Source organism: Brevibacterium sp. (assembly GCF_022712115.1).
Taxonomy (GTDB): domain Bacteria; phylum Actinomycetota; class Actinomycetes; order Actinomycetales; family Brevibacteriaceae; genus Brevibacterium; species Brevibacterium salitolerans.
This window is the reverse complement of sequence record NZ_JALAHB010000264.1, coordinates 1-16,888: the sequence shown is the minus strand read 5'-3', so window position 1 is coordinate 16,888 and position 16,888 is coordinate 1. Positions and strand designations below refer to the sequence as shown.

At 67.5% G+C, this 16,888-nt stretch carries 13 protein-coding genes and 1 pseudogene; 4 read left to right on the top strand and 10 right to left on the bottom strand.

What is annotated here, in order from left to right; genetic code table 11:
* Nucleotides 1-360 precede the first annotated feature (360 nt).
* Both Q0A33_RS15760 and Q0A33_RS15755 read left to right on the top strand, forming a co-directional pair.
* Nucleotides 361-1,140: pseudogene (locus tag Q0A33_RS15760) on the top strand (ABC transporter ATP-binding protein); the annotation flags it as partial.
* A 173-nt stretch (nucleotides 1,141-1,313) separates the two neighbouring features.
* Nucleotides 1,314-2,672: an ABC transporter permease gene (locus Q0A33_RS15755; protein ID WP_291799043.1), complete on the top strand. Its 1,359-nt coding sequence runs from the start codon at nucleotides 1,314-1,316 to the stop codon at nucleotides 2,670-2,672.
* 253 nt (nucleotides 2,673-2,925) lie between these two features.
* Here the strand turns inward: Q0A33_RS15755 and Q0A33_RS15750 are convergent, their stop codons facing one another.
* Nucleotides 2,926-3,510: an alpha/beta hydrolase gene (locus Q0A33_RS15750; protein ID WP_291799041.1), complete on the bottom strand. Its 585-nt coding sequence runs from the start codon at nucleotides 3,508-3,510 to the stop codon at nucleotides 2,926-2,928.
* A gap of 52 nt (nucleotides 3,511-3,562) precedes the next feature.
* Between Q0A33_RS15750 and Q0A33_RS15745 the strand changes: the two genes are divergently transcribed.
* The gene (locus Q0A33_RS15745; RefSeq protein WP_291799039.1) at nucleotides 3,563-3,919 is read left to right on the top strand and encodes a MerR family transcriptional regulator; all 357 of its coding nucleotides are present in this window, start codon (nucleotides 3,563-3,565) and stop codon (nucleotides 3,917-3,919) included.
* A gap of 533 nt (nucleotides 3,920-4,452) precedes the next feature.
* On the opposite strand, the gene Q0A33_RS15740 is transcribed toward Q0A33_RS15745, so the two are convergent.
* The 8 genes from Q0A33_RS15740 to Q0A33_RS15705 form a co-directional block, all read right to left on the bottom strand.
* Nucleotides 4,453-5,787 (bottom strand): amidohydrolase, encoded by a 1,335-nt coding sequence (locus tag Q0A33_RS15740; protein ID WP_291799037.1) that lies wholly within the window; start codon nucleotides 5,785-5,787, stop codon nucleotides 4,453-4,455.
* Entirely contained in the window at nucleotides 5,784-7,319 is a 1,536-nt protein-coding gene (locus Q0A33_RS15735) for a serine hydrolase domain-containing protein (protein WP_291799035.1), read from the bottom strand. Before Q0A33_RS15735 ends, Q0A33_RS15740 begins: the two co-directional genes overlap by 4 nt.
* Nucleotides 7,316-8,146 carry an ATP-binding cassette domain-containing protein gene (locus tag Q0A33_RS15730; RefSeq protein ID WP_291799033.1) on the bottom strand — a complete coding sequence of 277 codons (831 nt, stop codon included), beginning with the start codon at nucleotides 8,144-8,146 and terminating at the stop codon, nucleotides 7,316-7,318. The genes Q0A33_RS15735 and Q0A33_RS15730 overlap by 4 nt, the downstream gene beginning before the upstream one ends.
* On the bottom strand, nucleotides 8,143-9,018 hold the full coding sequence (locus Q0A33_RS15725; RefSeq protein ID WP_291799031.1) for an ABC transporter ATP-binding protein: 876 nt from the start codon (nucleotides 9,016-9,018) through the stop codon (nucleotides 8,143-8,145). Before Q0A33_RS15725 ends, Q0A33_RS15730 begins: the two co-directional genes overlap by 4 nt.
* Nucleotides 9,008-10,084: an ABC transporter permease gene (locus Q0A33_RS15720; RefSeq protein WP_291799029.1), complete on the bottom strand. Its 1,077-nt coding sequence runs from the start codon at nucleotides 10,082-10,084 to the stop codon at nucleotides 9,008-9,010. Before Q0A33_RS15720 ends, Q0A33_RS15725 begins: the two co-directional genes overlap by 11 nt.
* Before the next feature lie 12 nt (nucleotides 10,085-10,096).
* A complete protein-coding gene (locus tag Q0A33_RS15715; protein ID WP_291799028.1) occupies nucleotides 10,097-11,050 on the bottom strand; it encodes an ABC transporter permease in 954 nt (317 codons plus the stop codon).
* A gap of 61 nt (nucleotides 11,051-11,111) precedes the next feature.
* Complete coding sequence (locus Q0A33_RS15710) at nucleotides 11,112-12,662, bottom strand: ABC transporter substrate-binding protein (RefSeq protein WP_291799026.1); 1,551 nt, start codon at nucleotides 12,660-12,662, stop codon at nucleotides 11,112-11,114.
* A 46-nt stretch (nucleotides 12,663-12,708) separates the two neighbouring features.
* A complete protein-coding gene (locus tag Q0A33_RS15705; protein WP_291799024.1) occupies nucleotides 12,709-14,046 on the bottom strand; it encodes a CapA family protein in 1,338 nt (445 codons plus the stop codon).
* 69 nt (nucleotides 14,047-14,115) lie between these two features.
* Between Q0A33_RS15705 and Q0A33_RS15700 the strand changes: the two genes are divergently transcribed.
* Nucleotides 14,116-15,153: an Lrp/AsnC family transcriptional regulator gene (locus Q0A33_RS15700; RefSeq protein ID WP_291799011.1), complete on the top strand. Its 1,038-nt coding sequence runs from the start codon at nucleotides 14,116-14,118 to the stop codon at nucleotides 15,151-15,153.
* Here the strand turns inward: Q0A33_RS15700 and Q0A33_RS15695 are convergent.
* Nucleotides 15,113-16,888, bottom strand: a 1,776-nt coding sequence (locus tag Q0A33_RS15695; RefSeq protein ID WP_291799008.1) for a hypothetical protein, incomplete at its 5' end; no start/stop codon positions are given. The two genes, Q0A33_RS15700 and Q0A33_RS15695, sit on opposite strands and share 41 nt — an antisense overlap.

The following is a 16,888-nucleotide window of genomic DNA, read 5'->3' as shown; positions in this document are numbered from 1 at the left end:
CGGCACGGTGCCCGCGAGCGAAAGGAGGGCCTCTGCGCTTCCGTGGCGCAGCGCGGCTCCGCGCACGAGGGTCGGCGCATCATCCTCGGGGATGACGCCTCGGGCCCGGTGGTTTTCCGGGGATGATCCGGTCTGCCTCCAAGACCATCCCCTGGGCCGATGCCCGCACATCCCTTCGCGCGGTTGAGTGGAGGCATGAACAAGTACCCTCACCTTCAGCCCACGCACACACCCCAGACCCCACCACCGGCACCGGCGCACGCCCCCGGGTACGCGGACGCCCCGGCGGCCCATACGATTCCGTCTCAGACCGCTGCGGCCCCCAGCACGCCCACCACGTATGCGACGGCCGCCGCGCCCATGCAGCCGGGAGCCGCGGCTGCTGCGGGAGTCCCTCAGGCCTCGGCGGCAACCGCTCAGCCGGCAACCCAGGCGAGCACCGCACCAGCGAGCACCGCACCGGCACTCTCCGCCCGCGGCCTGCTCAAGACGTACGGCCCCACCCATGCGCTCGCCGGCGTCGATCTCACCGTCCCGCAGGGTGAGTCCCTGGCGATCATGGGGCCCTCCGGCTCCGGCAAGTCCACGCTGCTGCACGTCCTCGCGGGGATGATCCTGCCGGACGCCGGCTCCGTCGCGCTGGGCGCCGGTCAGGCGGCCGGCGCCGAGGTGACGGACATGTCCGCCGGTGAGCGCACCCGCTTGCGCCGTGAGTCCTTCGGCTTCGTCTTCCAGCAGGGTCTGCTCCTGCCGGAACTCACCGCCGAGGAGAACGTGGCCGTCGCCGCGATGCTCAAGGGCGCTCCCCGCGCCCAGGCCACTGCCCGTGCGCGTGAGTGGCTGAGCAGCCTGGGGCTGGCCGAGCATGCGCAGAAGCGGATCGGCCAGCTCTCCGGCGGGCAGGCGCAGCGTGTGGCGATCGCCCGCGCGCAGATCACGGAGCCCGCCGTCATCTTCGCGGATGAGCCCACCGGCGCACTGGACTCCACGACCTCGGCGGAGGTCCTGCGCATCCTCCTCGACACCACCGTGGGGCGCGGCCGGACGCTCATCATGGTGACCCACGACGAGAAGGTCGCCGCGACCTGCCGCCGCACCGTCCGGTTGGCCGACGGCCGCATCGTCGCGGACTCCGCGGCACCCGTCCCCGCTGGTCAGGCGGCTGCCGGGCAAGGTGCAACCGGCCAGGGCCCCGCTGCCTCCGATGAGGGGCGCCTCGGCCAGGCATACGGTCACGGTCAGGCACACGCCCCGCAGCAGGGACACGCCCCGCAGCAGGGAATGCAGCAGGGCACGCAGCAGGGCGGTGTGCGATGAGATCCGCCTCCCGTCTCCTGCCCCTCGTGCTGCGTGCCAAGACGCTCTTCTCCGCGCAGGGCATGCTCATGATCGCCGCCTTCGCGGCCTGTTCGATGCTGTTCCTCACCGTGGCCGGCGGTCTGTGGGCGTTCATGCACTGGGACACCACCGCCGATGAGAGCGGGGTCCTGGGCTTCTACAAGATCCTCGCCGGCATCGCGACCGCGCTCCTCCTCGTCCCCGCCGTGACCCTGGGACAGGCGACGGCCAACCTCGCCGCCCGCAGCGATACGGAACGCCTCTCCAGCCTCTCGCTGCTGGGCGCCTCGCAGGCCACCATCACCGTCCTCGCCGTGGCGCAGCCCATCGTGGGTGCGCTCATCGGCACGGCGCTGGGCGTGATCGGACATTTCCTGCTGCTCTTCCCCGTGAGCGCCATCCCCTTCCAGGGCTCCGGGCTGGGCTACGCGGAGATGGTCATGCCCTGGTGGCTGATCGCGCTGGCCTGCCTGGGGCTGGTGCTGGTGAGCGCGGCCTCGGCGCTCATGGGCCTGCGCAAGCTCGTGATCTCCCCGCTGGGCGTGCGCACCCGCGCCTTGGAGCGGAAGTTCCCGTGGGCGCGGATCATTGTCGGCGCCGCGGCGCTGCTGGTGGTGGGCGTGCTGCTCTCGCTGACGAAGGGCGGCCAGACGATGGCGATGATCGTCGTCTCCCTGCTGGCCATGCTCATCATGGGCCTCCTCGTCATCGACATCCTGGGCGTGCTCCTGGTGCGCCTCATCGCGCACATCGGCGCGCAGCGGGCGAAGACGCCGGACCGGCTCATCGCGGCCCGCTCCGTGCAGGACGATCCCAAGCAGTACTGGCGGCGCGTGTCCGGCCTCGCGATGACGGCGTTCATCGCAGTGTTCGCGGGCACGGGCGTGGCGATCGTGAATGCAGTCCCGGACGATGCGCACATGCCCGCGGAGCAGCTGTACCTCAGCGGGGACATGCGCACCGGAGTCCTGCTGACCCTGGGGATCGCGATCCTCTTCGTCGCGGTCTCCGCGGCGCTCAACCAGACTGCGGACGTCTATGACCGGTCCTCCACCTTCCGCGAGCTCCACGCCGCGGGGATGGAGGAGAGGACGGTCGCGGCGATGACGGTGCGCGCGACGATGATGCCCGTCATCTGGGTCTCGCTGCTCGCCGCCGGTCTGGGGCTCGTGCTCGTGCTGCCGCTGGCGGGCATGGCGATGGTGATGTCCCCGCTGACCTTCCTCACGCTCCTGGCCTCCGTGGCCGTGGGCATCCTCGTGGTGCGGGCCGGTCTTCAGCTCAGCCGTCCGGCGATCCGGAGGGTGACGCTGGCCGAGGTCGCCTCCGTGTGAGAGGACGTGCCTGGGCGGCGGGTGCCTGAGCGGCGGGGGAGGTGCGCGCCGAGGTGGAGCGTGAGTGGACGGCGCGCACGGGACTCGAGCAGACGGGAACAGGAGGACTCCTCGTTCCCGTCTGCCCGGTGCGCCAGCCGGGCGCACGTGCCTCCGCAGAACCTCTGCGGATAGCCGGAAGAACCGCATACATCTCCGCCGCATGCGCTGGCCTCAGTGCTCAGTGCGGCTGGCGGTCCGGTGAGCCAGCGCCTCACCCCATGACCGCCGCGTAGGCCTTGGGCAGTGCCGTGACGCCGTCGGAGGCGAGGAAGTGGCCGGCTCCCGGCACGACCTCGACCGAGGCCCCGAGGAGATCCGCGAGACGGTCGGTGTGGGAGGGCGGCACCAGGGGATCGTCGTCCGAGCGGATGATGCGGATCCGGTCGACGTGTTCGCGCAGCCCCGTCACGTCGCATCCGTCGCCGATGAAGGCGTCCAGCTCCGGCAGCGCAGGCAGCGTGTCGACGAAGCCGGAGACCAGCACGAGCGTGCCGAGCCGCCAGTTCCCCCGCAGGGTCCGCAGACAGCGCAGCACGGCCAGGCAGCCCAGGCTGTGGGCGACGGCGATCGAGCTCCGCTCAGGTGTGCCGAGGGCCGCGAGCACGGCGTCCGTCCACGGCGTGGGCAGCGGGGCGAGCGGGTCCGGCAGGGCGGGGATCGTGGTCCGGACGCCGTCCGCGCTCAGCCGCTGTGCCAGCCAGCCGAACCAGTGGTCCTCCGGGCTCGCTCCGTAGCCGTGGAAGATCGAGGCACGCGTCTGTGTTGGGTGAGGGGTCTGGGGAGTCTCAGGCGTCATGGAGTGGGACGGTACGGCTTCACGTCAGCGTGAAGGTCAAGCCGAGGAGGAGATGATGGTGCTGATCAGCGAACTCGCCGAGCTGACCGGGGCAAGCGCGAGGGCTCTGCGCCACTACGAGGACCAGGGCCTCCTGGTGCCTGATCGCACCAGCGCCGGATACCGTGACTTCTCCGCGGCCGATGTCGTTCGTGTGGCCCAGATCAGGACGATGATCTCCGCAGGCTTGGGCACGGCGACGATCCGCCGGTACCTCGACTGCGTCCGCACCGGCGAGCACGGGGTCTCGCTGGAGATGTGCCCGGATCTGCGCGCCGAGTTGGACGCGCTCGCAGCGAGCCTCGAGGCGAAGCAGAGGGAGCTTCGCGAGAAGCAGCAGCGGCTGAGCGGCCTCGCGGCGAGCAGCTGAGCGCGAGACCGAGGTGCCTATCGCGCAGCGGCCCCCGGCTGCCTGGGTGCCGTGGATGTGGTGGAGTCGCACTGCGCTCCAGGCGTAGAGCAGCCCGAGGGGGAGCAGCAGCGTGCCGACGAGGCTCAGAGCCAGACCGAGGCCGCCGTCCGGTGGCCCGAGCACAGGGGTGAGTCGCAGGAGCCCGTTCATGATCCCGTTGACGGTGAGCACCACAGAGATGACCCACCGGGCAGTCACCCCGGTCACCTCGGGGCGGCTCAGCAGCCAGTTCCATCTGCGAGGCCAGGGTTCTCCGCTCCGGAGCTGCAGGCGCGCGATCCTCGTCTGGTTCACCATGTCTCGCCTCCGTCACGGCCCGGGTTCCGCGTCCTTGCCATCTCCACCGTAGCTGGGGGTTCGGCCGCGTGGGTGGACGTTCGCTCAGGCAGACGGGAACGGTGAGGCGCGGCGCTCCCGTCTGCGGATCGGCCACGTGCCACGCCGCACGGTGGCCGATCCGCAGATGCGAAGGGTCCGAGATTCTGCGCGCGTCAGGCCTCAGGTGGAACCGGCTCTCCATGATCTCGTCCGAGGGAGTCGAGGAACTCGGCCGCACCGAGCACGATCTTCAGCTCGGATTCGACGCCCACCGCGAGCATGTCCTCGTCGATGTCGAACCGCTCGGTGTGGTGGCCCCATGAGGTGTCCATGCCGATCTGCACGTACGTTGCGAGCCCGCCGCACTCCTTGACGCGCTTCATCATCGCAGTCGCATCCTCCGAACCCGCAGGACCTCCGGAATCGCGGATCTCCGCCACTCCAGGGGTGCCCTCGAAACAGGCACGGATATAGGGAAGAAGTTGCGAACTCGGCGCCTCCTGATCGGCTCTCCCCACCACAGTCACCTCGTGCTCGATCCCGTGCATCCTCGCGGCACCGGCAACGACGTCCTTCGCACGCTCGAACATGTACTCGTTGATCTCGCTCGACTGACCGCGCGTCTCCACCCTGAGCACGGCTCTGCGCGGCACCACATTGCGCCCTTCACCCGCACTGAGCACGCCGACGTTGATGCGGCTCGCACCGCCGGAGTGACGGGGGATGGCATGGAGGTTCAGCGTCGCGGTTGCCGCAGCCAGGAGGGCGTTCCTCCCCTTCTCCGGGTCCCCGCCTGCGTGTGCTCCGATACCGGTGTAGACGACGTCGAACTTGGTGCTCGCCAGATAGCCGTCGGAACCGGTGACGATGTTCCCCTTGCCGTCGTTGGACTTCAGGTGGGTCGCGACGAACATGTCGACATCGTCGAACCAGCCGGCGGCGACGATCGAATGCGCCCCCCGGACGCCCTCCTCGGCGGGCTGGAAGATGATCTTCACAGTTCCGGACAGTTCGTCCTTCCTCTCGGCCAGCACCGTGGCGAGGCCCAGTCCGATGGCGGCGTGACCGTCGTGCCCGCATCCGTGCATGGCGGCGTCGTTGACGGAGGCGAAGCCCTCCGCATAGGGCCGGTGGCTGTCGTCCCTCAGCTCGACCAGGTCGTTGGAGTCGATGTCGAAGCGGAAGCACACCACAGGTCCTTGCCGTCCGGTCTCGAGCACTCCGAGGACACCGGTGAATCCCTCACCCATCGCCTCGACCAGCTCGGGGTCAGCGCCCTGGGCGACCGCACGTTCACGTTCACGGGCGAGCACCTCAGCTGCGGGCACACCCAGGCGGGCGGAGTCCTCATGGAGTTCGGGGCCGTACACCGTCTCCCACCCCAGTTCTCGCAGGACCTCGATGATGGCTGAGGTGGTGCGGAACTCCGTCCAGCCGGGTTCGGCGTGCGCGTGGAAGTCTCTGCGCCAGGTGGTGAGCTGCTGAGTCAATTCAGCTGGGAGCGTCATGCCGGATCCCCTTTTCCATTGTCGTCGGACGCGCCGGTGCCGGCGGCCGTTTCCCTGTTGGCTGATTGCTCACTGTTCCATCCGCCCACCGCTGTGGTGGTTTCCGACTCGCCAGCTGGGCTCAGTGACTGTTTTCCGTGGACCCGCTTCGACGTGAACAGGGCCGTGATCGTACCGGTGCCGGAACGCAGGAACACGTGACGCTGGCCGCCGGGAGTGATGAAGGAGTCGGTGTCGATCTCAACGATCGGCGTCCGTACTCCACTGTTCTTGCGCACGAACAGCTTTCCCGCCTCGCTGGCGACTTCGATCTCATTGAGCTCGCCGGAGGTGTAGAGGCCGATGTGCTCGCCGCCGTCGGGATCGGAGACGCATTCGCGTTGAGGGTGGGCCGGGACCTCGGTGCCGAGCACGTCCCGGACGATCGTCTCGACCACGCGGGACACCGGCGCGTCGGAGGCGTTGATGAGACACACCACGGACAGTCCGTCGTCAGGATAGGCGCGGAAGAGCGTGGAGGCACCCTTGATGCTGCCACCATGGCCGAACCAGCGATGCTTCTCCGACGGAGGGGAGAGCTCGAGGCCGAGGCCGTACCTGCCGCCATCGGGGAGATCGGCTTCCACGTCCGTGAGCATCCTGTAGCCTCGACGGCTGAAACCGGGAAGCTGTGAGTCCGCGAGGGCGGAGGCCCTCAGGCGGTCGACGATGGCGAGCAGGGCCTCGCTGGAGATCTTGAGCGAGCCGTTGGCGTAGATGTCCCCCACATCCCACCACGCGGGCGACGGCGAATATCTCTCTGCGGCTCCGGTCTTGGGCGCGAAGAGGGGCACGATGTTGTCGAGCACGCCGATGTCCTCAGTGGTGAATCCGAAGCGATCGATTCCTGCAGGCGCGAACACCTCAGCGGTCAGCAGCTCGCTGTACGTCATCCCGCTGACTGCTTCGATGATCCCCTGCAGGAGGCCGAATCCCTCGTTCGAATAGTTGAACACCGTGCCAGGAGCGCCGAGCAGTGAGTATCCGCCTTCGGACAGGGCGGAGATCAGATCCTCGACGTTCCGGATCCACTTCCAGTCCTCTGCAATCGGCGCACGATCGGCCAAGGTCCCTCGGTCCGGGTCGCGCAGGATGCTGGGAGTGCGGGCACCGTGGATGAGGGGGAGCCCGGGCAGTCCTGAGGTATGGCTGAGCAGGTGCCGGATCGTGGCTTCCTCCTCCGCTCCGCCGGGCAGTGCCAGACCGGGGAGCCAGTGGGCGAGCGGATCGTCGAGGCCGAGCGCGCCGGATTCCGCGAGAATCACGACGGCCAGGGCGGTGAATGACTTCGTCACCGAGGCGACGGCGAAGATCGAGTCGTTGTCGATCGGCTCTCCGGGGGCATCGGCGCGGCAACCGTGATTGAACCGGAAGCGCTCACCTCCGGGCAGGGTGCAGGCGACGCTGATCCCCGGCAGCTCCAGGTCGTCGACCAGGACATCGAGCGTTCGTCCCAGGCGTGCCTGGGTCAGGGAGGGATCCAGAGGAGTCATGCGGCGTGTCCTCGTCTCTCGCTCCCGGTCGGGATGGCTGCGATGAGCTTCTTCGTGTACTCGTGCTGCGGATTGTCGATCACGTCTTCGACCGCCCCGGTTTCGACGACTGATCCCTTGTGCATGACGATCACATCGTCTGCGATGAAGCGGACCACGCCGATGTCATGGGTGATGAACAGGTACGCCAGCTGCTCCTCCCGCTGCAGTCGTTTGAGGAGATTGAGGATCTGGGCCTGCACCGAGACATCCAGAGCAGAGACCGCTTCATCGCAGACCATCATCTCCGGCCCGCTGATGAGGGCTCGGGCGATTCCGGCCCTCTGTCGCTGGCCGCCGGAGAGCTCATGCGGGAAGCGGTAGGCGAAATCCGCGGACAGGCCCATGCGCTCGAGCATCGCGAACATGAGGTCGCGGCGACTGCCCGGTGCACCGAGGCCGTGGACGGTCAGAGGTTCCATGACCGCATCGCCGATGCGCTGGCGCGGGTTCAGCGAGGAGTACGGATCCTGGTACACCATCTGGGCTCGTCTGCGGAACTGCTTGAGAGCGCTGGAGCTCATAGACACGGTGTCGTCGCCATCGAACTCCACGGAGCCGGTGCTGACCTCCTCCAGCCGGAGAACGCACCGTGCGAGAGTGGACTTGCCGCTGCCGGATTCGCCGACGATGCCCAGAGAGCGGCCCCGCTCGAGCTCCAGGGACACGCCCTCGACGGCCTTGACGGTGCCGCGACGGGAGAGGATCCCCTCGCGCCTGGTGACCTTGAACGTCTTGGACAGGTCTCGCACCCGCAGCAGGGGTCTCGCTGTTGCGTGATCGTTCATCGTCCCTCCTTGGCCGGTCCGAGGTCGCCGAATTCGTCGAGATTCGCCGGAACCGTCGCCAGCTCCTCCGGCACGGCTCGGTGAAGCGGCGGTATGCACGAGATCAGCCCCTTGGTGTATGCCCGTTGCGGGTGATCGAAGATCGACTCGACGGTGCCCTGCTCGACGATGCGTCCGTGGTACATCACCGCGACCCGGTTGCTGATGTCGGCAACGAGATTGAGGTCGTGGGAGATGAAGAGCACCGCCATGCCGAACCTCTGCGACAGGTCGAGGATCAGATCGACGATCTGCTTCTGCGTGGTCACGTCCAGCGCGGTAGTCGGTTCGTCGGCGATGAGGAGCTTGGGCCGGCAGGCCACGGCGATCGCGATGACCACACGCTGGCGCATGCCGCCCGAGAGCTGGTGCGGGTACTTCGACAGTGCCTGCTCAGGCGACGGATAGCCCACTGCGTCGAGAGTCTCGATCGTCAGCTTCCGGGCCTGGGCCTTTCCCACTCTGCGGTGTGTGAGGATCGATTCCATGATCTGATCGCCGATCGTGTAGACCGGGTTGAGGGCACTCATCGGGTCCTGGAAGACCATGGCGATCTCATTGCCGCGCATGGCCCTCATCCGGCTTTCGGAGATCCTGAGAACGTCGGTGCCCTCGACCAGGATGGAGCCCTCATAGGCGGTCGAACCGTCCTCCGGCAGCAGACGGATGATCGAACGCGATGTCACGCTCTTGCCCGATCCGGACTCGCCGACGAGGCCGAAGATCTCGCCTTCGGCGATCGAGAAGCTCACATCGTCGATGACCTTGACGTCGCCGTTCTCGGTCGCGAACCACGACGAGAGCCCCTTGACCTCAAGAACGTTATTCGCCATGGCCGGCCCTGCCCTTCACATCGGTATGGATCTCCGCCTCGGCATTCGCTTGGGCCGCCGGGGTCTCTGCCTGCGACCCGGCATCGGGCGGTGTGCTCCCGCTCCGTCCTCCGACCCCGACGACGCGGAGGATCTGACCCTTCGCCAGGCCAGCCACCGTACGGCGTTTGCCGCTGCGCGGGTCGAAATGGTCCCGGAGGCCGTCGCCCAGGAAGTTGAGCCCGAACACACACAGGATCGTGATCAGTCCGGCGAAGACGACGATCCACCACGAGGCGAAGATCAGCGCCTTGCCGTCCTGGAGGATGCTCCCCAGGCTGGCACCCGGTGGCGGCACCCCTGCCCCGAGGAAGCTGAGCGAGGCCTCGGTGATGATGGCGTCGGCGAAGATGAAAGTCGCCTGGACGACGATGGGGGAGACGATGTTGGGGAGCACGTGTCGCAGGATGATCCGCAGGGAGGAGGCTCCCTGCGACTGCACCGCGTCGATGAACATCTCCTCATTCACGCTGACCGCCGCAGACCTGACGACACGGGCCATGTGCGGGATGAAGACGATCGTGAGCGCGATGATGACATTCTCGATCTTTGCGCCGAAGGCCGCCATCAGGCAGATGGCCAGGAGGATGCTGGGGAAGGACATGAGGCCGTCCATCACTCGCATGAGGACTCCGTCGACCCGCCTGAAGTACGCGGAGACGAGGCCGATCGCCGTCCCAGCCAGAGCTGAGAGCACCGTGACGGCGAGACCGATGGCGAGGGAGGTGCGCAACCCGTGGAAGAGCCGGGTGGCCAGATCCCGTCCGAAGTCGTCGGTGCCGAGCCAATGGCGTGCGCTGGGGCCGGTGAGCTTGTCCTCGATCTGCAGCTGGAACTGCGTGTACGGCGAGAGCCACGGTCCGACGACGGCGACGACGATGAGCACGACCATCACGACTGCGCCGATCATCAGCATCGGGTTGTCGAGAATCCTGCGCAGATTGCGCTCCCGTTGCCGGCGCGCGAGTGCGCGGCCTCGTTCCTCGAGCTGCTGCTCGTCGAGTGGTGAATGACGGGTGGTATCCATGCCCGGTCCTCCCTACTTCTTCGCCGTGACGCTGATTCGCGGGTCGAGTACCCCGTAGAGGATGTCGACGAGCAGATTGACCAGGACGAATACGACTGTGGTGAAGAGCACCACACCCTGTACCACTGGGAAGTCCCGGTGCATGATCGAGTTGACGACCAGGGTCCCCAAACCCGGAATGGTGAAGATCGTCTCCGTGACGACCGCTCCGGTGATGAGCGCCCCGAGACCCTGGCCGAGGACGGTGAGCACGGGGAGGAACCCGTTGCGCAGCGCGTGTTTGAACAGGACCTTCGATTCCTTCAAGCCCTTCGCCCGTGCCAGCGCGATGTACTCGACCTGGAGCACGTCGATCATCGAGGAGCGGCACATCCTGGTCACGAGTGCTGCCTGCATGGCGGCCAGCGCCACGGCGGGCAGGATGAGGTATGCCAGCCAGACTGTGAAACCGCTGGACAAGGGCTCGTAGCCCCCGACCGGCAGCCAGCGCAGCCACACCCCGAAGATCAGCAGGAGGAAGAGCGCGAGCAGGAAGCTGGGAACCGAGATCCCCAGCAGCGACCCGGCGAGTATCGTGCGGTCGGTGTGCGAGCCGCGCCTCCTGGCAGCAAGCACGCCCAGGGGGATGGCGATCACGATGGCGATGATCTCTGCGATCACCGCGAGCCCGAATGTCGGGCTGATGTGTTCGACGATGGCCTGTGTCACGGGCATGCCGAGGAAGTACGACGTCCCCAGATCCCCGGTGAGCGCACCGCCGGACCACGACAGAAACTGGGCCACGAGAGGACGGTCGAGGCCGAGCTCAGCGTTCAGCGCGGCGATGTCCTCCTGCGTCGCCTCCTCACCCAGCATCACGGAGGCGGGGGAGCCGGGTGCGAGATGAAGGATGAGGAAGACGACGACGAAGACGGTCAGAAGCACCGGGATCAGGCTCAGCACCCGGCGGAGAATGAAGGTCACCATTGCTTTCCACACCCTTCTTGTGAGGTGATGGCCGGTCTGATCCGGTGGATTCCCTCCGGGCTCATGACGTCGCCTCGGTGTTCCAGACGATGGGGCCGTACTGGGCTGTGAAGCCCTCGATGTCCTCCCTCGTCGCCGCGAGGCCCTTGAACTCCCCGGCCATGAGGACCGGAACGTATTCCTCGCGCAGATACTTCTGCGTCTCCTCCCAGATCTCGAGAGCCTCGGCCTGCGAGCTCGCGATCTTGATCTTCTGGAGGTCGTCCCGCACCCGGGGCGATTCGGCGAACGTCCAGTCCGTGCCCAGATACGAGATCTGCGTGGGATCCGTGACCGGCGTGACACCAGCGGCGACGATGTCGAACGAGCCCTCGTCCTTCGACAGCGCGCTGTAGGTGGCCCATTCGACGGCTCTGAGGGTGACGTCGAAGCCGAGGGCCTTCAGCTGCTCCTGCAGGACGACGGAGCCCTTGTACTGGTACAGGTCGTCACGCGAGGTGAGGATCCTGATCGGCTGACCGGCGTAGCTGGATTCCTCGATGTACTTCTTCGCCAGATCGACGTCGCGCTTGTCATAGGTGTCTTTCCCGGCGTCGGTCTCCCAGGCCAGCTGTTCTGTGGCCATGTACCCGGCCTTGAGTTCGTAGAGGTCGCTGTCCCCCATGGCGACGTCCATGATGTCGGAGGAGCTGGTGCCGATCTGGACGGCCTTGCGGATGAGCTCGTCCTCCATCACCGGACTCGTGAAGTTGAACGCGAAGACGAGGTCGCCGGTGGTGTAGGTCGTCAGGGCGAACTCCGGTGCCGACTTCAGCCATTCGTAGGCATCCGGGCTGACATCGGGGGCGATGTCGTAGCGACCGGTCTGCAGTCCGGCGAGCTGCGTGGCGGGGTCGGTGACAATGTGGAAGTAGAGGTCCTTCATCAGCGGCTCCCGCGTACCCGCCATTCCCGACGGCTCGCCCGGTGGGCTCTCGTAGTCGTCGAATCGCGTCATGTGGATGTACTGGTCCTTCTTCCATTCGACGAACTCGTACGGACCGGTCCCTATGAATTCCGTGACGCCTGTCGGGTCCGCATCCCTGACGATCTCGGCCGGCATGATGGAGGGGAACTGCTTGTGGGTGGCGAGCAGCCCCAGGACGCCGATCGAGGGTTCCTCGAGCAGGAGCTTGACGGTGTACTTGCCGTCCTCGACGAAGTGCGCATCCTCTCCCATGGTCGCCTGGGCGACCTGGTAGAGGCCGATCCACCGATTCATCGATTCCACGACGTCCTCGGAGGTCATCTCTTCGCCGGTGTGGAACTTCACGCCCTCGCGCAGCTTGAATGTGTAGGTCCTCCCGTCATCGCTGATCGTCCAGCTCTCCGCCAGCACGGGGACGACCTCGTTCTGGGCATCAGTGGTGACGAGGGTTTCGAAGACGTTCCGCATCGTGACCTTGGTCGGAGAGCCGGTCAGGGTCTGTTCATCGAGGTTCGTCGGCTGCGATCCGAGGGCGATATCCAGCCGGTCGCCGTGATCGCCGTGTGACAGTGCCGCGGTGCAGCCGGTGCCCAGGATGAGGACGAGAAGCCCAGCGAGTCCTGCGAGGAGTGTCTGTCGCCTCATCGCTCTTTCCTTTCGGTGCATACGTGATGCCGGGCGGCGCAGGGGGTCATCGGGTGTCGCATCGGTTCACACGGATGTGTCCCACGCCTGATTCGATCGTGATCGTCGTGCCGTAGACCGCCGAGAGCTCTTTGAGCTTCTCGAGCACCCCGGTGTCCGTGGTGAGGGAGGGAAGTCCGCGCCGGTAGTGCGCCTGTCCCCATCCCAGGTCGATGGGGTGGAGCCTGATGTCGAGAGTGTCGCCCGAGTCCTCCCACACGGCGATGACCGAGGTCCAGATGGCCGGATCGACTGCATAGCCCTTCGTCCAGTCCGCGCTCCGGGCAGCCAGCGCCTGGCTGACGTCATGCTCGTCGCTGAGACCCTGGGTCTGATAGAAGTCGGCCGGCAGCTGGGACACCGTCTCGTTCTCGAAGATGAAGTTGCCCAGGCTGTAGAAGATGGGGCGGCCCTTGTAGATCTCGATGCCGCGGACTATGTGCGGGCCGTGCCCGACGACGGCATCGGCACCGGCCTCGATCGCTGCGCGGCAGCTCTCCTCGACGAACTCGGCAGGGCGCTCGATGTCGCTCCCGCACATCTCGTGGGCATGAACGCTGACGATGACGTAGTCGGATTCCCGGCGGGCCCTGCGAACGGAAGCCTCGAGCCGCGCTCTGTCGGCGGCATCCGCAGTGGTCTGCGGGCCTGTGTCCGAGGTGAACACGAGCCCGCCGAAGTACAGGCCCTTGCTGTCATCCCACGGTCGGCTGTAGCCGTTGGCCACCGAATGGTCGAATGCGGCGTTGACCGCGGACTCCTGTGCGACTTCCCGCAGATTCTCCAGCTGCCCGGATGTGACCGTGTGGACGCGATCATGGCCGACGACGTTGACGCCTGGGCGGCCTCGCATATCGCGACGCTGGTGCCCGGCGACCCACGACTTGTCGAAAGTCGTCGACAGTGCCACCAGCCCGATCCGCGAGCGGGGGCCTTCCAGATAGGCGGGCGCGGAGGCGGCGGACAAGTCCTTCCCGGTGCCGGCGTAGACCACGCCGGCGCGGTCGAGGTTCTCCGCCGTGGCCAGGAGCCCGTCCGCTGAATAGTCCATGGCATGGTTGTTCGCCGTCGCCATCATGTTGAATCCGAGACCGGTGAGACCGGTGATGACGCGGGGGTCTGCGATCGCCCAGGTGCCTCCGCTGACTGCTGCGGGATACCCGTGATCGCAGTGCGCGGTCGTCTCGAAGTTCGTGAAGCGCGCATCGCAGTCGCCGATGAGGCCGGAGATCTTCTGCAGCCCGGGGTTCCCGGTGTTGATGAGGCGTGTGACGAAGCTGTCGCCGGTGGCGGCGACGCGGATGGGCGCTGGTGCGCTGGTGTGATCGCGGTCATGGTCTGCCATGGGGTCAGGCTATTGACGTCGCCGGAACTGACCCTTGAAACGCACATATGCGTCTGTGATGATGCATTCATGCCGGAACGCGACACCGCGGGTGCGATGCTCCTGTCGGAGGAAGATATGGCGCTGGTCGATGCCATGCAGATCAACCCGCGGATCAGCTGGGGCGAGCTGAGTGCCGTTCTCGACGCCGATGCCAGCACCATCGCACGGCGCTGGAACCGCCTGAAGGCATCCGGCGCGGCATGGACCACCGTCATGCCGGGCTCGACCCAGACCTCGCAGATCACCGTCGCCTATATCCAGATCGACTGCGAGGTGGACCGGTGGCGGGGAATCGTCGACTGGCTCTTCGCTCAGCCCCATGTCGTCACCGTGCAGCATCTCAGCGGGGAACTGACACTGTGGTGCGCCGTCTTCGCCCCGAGCGAGATGGCGCTGTCCGAATACGTCGTCTCCATCCTGCCGAGCGTCCCGGGGATACGGAAGATTCGCACGAACATCGCCACCCGCGTCTTCGACAGCTCGCGGCAATGGCGGCTGAAGGTCCTGAGCCGCCGGGAGGCGGAGAAGGTCCAGCCTGAATCGAAGAGATCCACCGCCACCCACGACTTCGACCGGACGGACCGCCGTCTGTTCTCGCTGCTGGCCGTCGATGCGAGAACGCCCACGTCGGTGCTGGCCGAGAGGCTGGGGATCAGCCAGCGCAGCGTGCAGCGGAGGATCAACTACCTGGTCAATTCCGGAGACGTGGAGTTCCGCTGCGATCTGGCCCGCAGCCTGGCGGGCTGGCAGTCAGGGGCGATCCTGTGGATCGATGTGCCCGAGGCCGCCATCGAACAGGTCGGTCGCGATCTGGTGAACTGGGAGGAGACGCGGTCGTGTGCGGCGATCGCCGGAATGACGAACCTCATGCTCACCACGGCCCTGCACACGGCCAAAGACCTCTACTCGTTCACCCGAAGGCTGACGGCCGCGTTTCCCGAGGTCACCATCGCCGACCGTCAGATCGTCCTGCGCCAGTACAAGCTCTACGGCCACATCCTCTCCCCGACAGGACAGAAGACCGCTACGGCCGAGGTGGACCCCTGGTATCTGTCCGGAGCGTGAGGGACGACCGCTCTTGCGGTTCCCCCCGGAAGCCATCGCTGCTGCTTCCCGCTGGCGCCCATTCCACTCCCTGCGCTGCAACCGCCCGTTCCACCTCACGGCACCTCCCCGCCCCTCCCACCCGGCCCACCTCGCGGCGGCGCCAGCCGAGCAGGCCCAGCAGCATACCCAGCGCCGCGATCGCCAGCAGCCAGAGCACCGGCACCCACTCGACCTCCTCGACGGGGTACTCCGCGAGATGGCCGAACAGGTTGAGGTCCTGGGCGGCCTCGGGCAGGTCCAGGAGTGAGCCGAAGGTCGACATCACGCCGCCGAACCCCACCAGCACCCAGCCCACCGCACCGGCTAGGCGCGGCAGCCAGCCCAGCAGCGCGGCGACGATCCCCACAGCAGCCAGCACCGCCGGTGCCTGCAGGAGGCCGGCGAGGAAGAGGTCCCGGAAGTGCGACCAGCCCTCGACCTCGAGGGACAGCCCGGCGCCCACGCCCATCGCCGCTCCCACCAGGGCGAGGATGAGGAGGAGCCCGCCTGCGATGACCGTCAGGTGCGCACCCAGCCACGTCGTACGGCTCACCGGTGCGGACAGGCCGTACTCAGCCCGCCCGCGGACCTCCTCGCCGCGCATCTGCTGGAGGGCGCCCACCCCGGCCGCGGCCACGAACACGCCCATGAACAGCGCGATGTAGGCCAGGTAGCCGCGCATGAGGTCCTCGCCGGCGAAGATCTGCGCCATCTCCTCAGGCAGCGAGTCCGCCGCGTCCACCATCGACTGGGCGTAGGCGCCGAACATCAGTGCGGCCAGCACCAGGGCGATGCCCCAGCCCCGCAGACCGCCGGCCAGCGTGCGAGCCGCCAAACCCAGCGGAGTGCCGAGGACGGGCCGGGCCTCGGCCCTGCCCAGGCGGGCCGGCAGCAGGCTCGCACCCACATCGCGCCGGGTGGAGAGCAGGAAGCCCAGCAGCGCCAGGAGCACCGCACCACCGCCCAGCAGCGCCAGCGGCCACCACAGGTCGTCCACATAGGGCGCGGTCTGCTGCGACCAGCCCAGCGGGGAGGCCCAGGAGAGTGCGCTGCCGCCCACCTCGGCGGAATCCCCGCCCATGCGGATGAGGTAGGCCAGCCCCAGCAGCCCGCCCGCCATCGCCGAGGCCCGGCGCGAGGACTCGCTCAGCTGCGCAGTCACCGCCGCCGCCCCGGCGAAGAGGAGACCCACCGCGGCCGAGGTCGCGGCGACGAGGAGCGAGCCCTCGGTCTCGTAGCCGGCGGTGAGGGCACCGGCGGCGATGAGTGCGGCCGCGCCGAGGTTCGCGGCCGTCACCAGGAGGAGTGCGGCGGCGAGTGTGGCGTGCCGGCCCACGGGACCGGCGCGGAGGAGCTCGGCGCGGCCGGTCTGCTCCTCCGCCCGCGTGTGGCGCACCACCGTGAAGATGCTCATGAGGGCCACGAGGATGTAGAGGAAGAGCGCGTAGCCGGCGGCGTAGAAGCGCGCGTGCGTGGGTGCGTCCATGCCGAAGCCAGGCCCCACCATCATCCGTCCGATGGGATCCGCGTACAGGCCGGCGAGGCTGCGCAGCTGCTCCTCGTCCTCGGCGATGGTCTGGATGGCGTGGGCGAAGTAGAAGCCCAGGAGCCCGGCGCCCAGCACCCACACCGTGAGGCGGATGCGGTCACGGCGCAGCATGAGGCGCAGGAGGGTGCCGAGGCCGGCGAGGGGACGGCGCCCGCGGGCGGGGGT

Bases quoted from the DNA above. Each gene is read 5' to 3' on its own strand.
- Q0A33_RS15755 (WP_291799043.1), top strand. From the start codon at position 1,314: ATGAGATCCGCCTCCCGTCTCCTGCCCCTCGTGCTGCGTGCCAAGACG.
- Q0A33_RS15750 (WP_291799041.1), bottom strand. From the start codon at position 3,510: ATGACGCCTGAGACTCCCCAGACCCCTCACCCAACACAGACGCGTGCC.
- Q0A33_RS15745 (WP_291799039.1), top strand. From the start codon at position 3,563: ATGATGGTGCTGATCAGCGAACTCGCCGAGCTGACCGGGGCAAGCGCG.
- Q0A33_RS15740 (WP_291799037.1), bottom strand. From the start codon at position 5,787: ATGACGCTCCCAGCTGAATTGACTCAGCAGCTCACCACCTGGCGCAGA.
- Q0A33_RS15735 (WP_291799035.1), bottom strand. From the start codon at position 7,319: ATGACTCCTCTGGATCCCTCCCTGACCCAGGCACGCCTGGGACGAACG.
- Q0A33_RS15730 (WP_291799033.1), bottom strand. From the start codon at position 8,146: ATGAACGATCACGCAACAGCGAGACCCCTGCTGCGGGTGCGAGACCTG.
- Q0A33_RS15725 (WP_291799031.1), bottom strand. From the start codon at position 9,018: ATGGCGAATAACGTTCTTGAGGTCAAGGGGCTCTCGTCGTGGTTCGCG.
- Q0A33_RS15720 (WP_291799029.1), bottom strand. From the start codon at position 10,084: ATGGATACCACCCGTCATTCACCACTCGACGAGCAGCAGCTCGAGGAA.
- Q0A33_RS15715 (WP_291799028.1), bottom strand. From the start codon at position 11,050: ATGGTGACCTTCATTCTCCGCCGGGTGCTGAGCCTGATCCCGGTGCTT.
- Q0A33_RS15710 (WP_291799026.1), bottom strand. From the start codon at position 12,662: ATGAGGCGACAGACACTCCTCGCAGGACTCGCTGGGCTTCTCGTCCTC.
- Q0A33_RS15705 (WP_291799024.1), bottom strand. From the start codon at position 14,046: ATGGCAGACCATGACCGCGATCACACCAGCGCACCAGCGCCCATCCGC.
- Q0A33_RS15700 (WP_291799011.1), top strand. From the start codon at position 14,116: ATGCCGGAACGCGACACCGCGGGTGCGATGCTCCTGTCGGAGGAAGAT.